Raw genomic sequence first — 490 nt, 5'->3', positions numbered from 1 at the left:
TCATCATCAAACCAATAGCGGAAACCTGACTTTAATAGGGTTTTGGCTTCAACATAGACATTGTCCATTGAAATACGCTTGGCTTTCTCTATGTCTATGGAAAGTACTTCAAAGGGCAGGAACCTTCTGCTGCCTGTCGGGTCTGTAAGAAAGTCATTGCCGTTCACTGATGCCACAAAGCTTGCCAAGTGGGGATGCTCCTCCACGTACTTGTCATACGGCATACGGTACTTGACCATCGGACAGGTGATGAGGTTCTTCAGTTCGTTCTCGTCCCGCTTATTGAGGGCTTTGAGCTGGTCATCTATGTTTACGATAAGGTTCTGACCGATATAGGTAAGTGTGTCCTTTTCCTGCGGATATATTTTTCCTGTGTAACTGTAACCGTGCAGTGCTGGGGGACAGAGCAAATCGAGAAACGTTGTTTTGAACTTACCCTGCTCACCTGTCAGTACAAGGCAGGTATGGTTACGGCACTCACGGTCGTCCA

Annotated in this window: 1 protein-coding gene; it reads right to left on the bottom strand. The window is 46.9% G+C overall.

The features are described 5' to 3' along the window. A partial coding sequence (locus tag HMPREF2983_RS12805; RefSeq protein WP_246829415.1) for a virulence-associated E family protein occupies positions 1-490 on the bottom strand: 490 nt, incomplete at both ends.

The organism is Prevotella sp. HMSC077E09, from assembly GCF_001814685.1.
Taxonomy (GTDB): domain Bacteria; phylum Bacteroidota; class Bacteroidia; order Bacteroidales; family Bacteroidaceae; genus Prevotella; species Prevotella oris.
The sequence above is the reverse complement of the archived record's forward strand: the minus strand, read 5'-3'. Positions and strand labels throughout refer to the sequence as shown.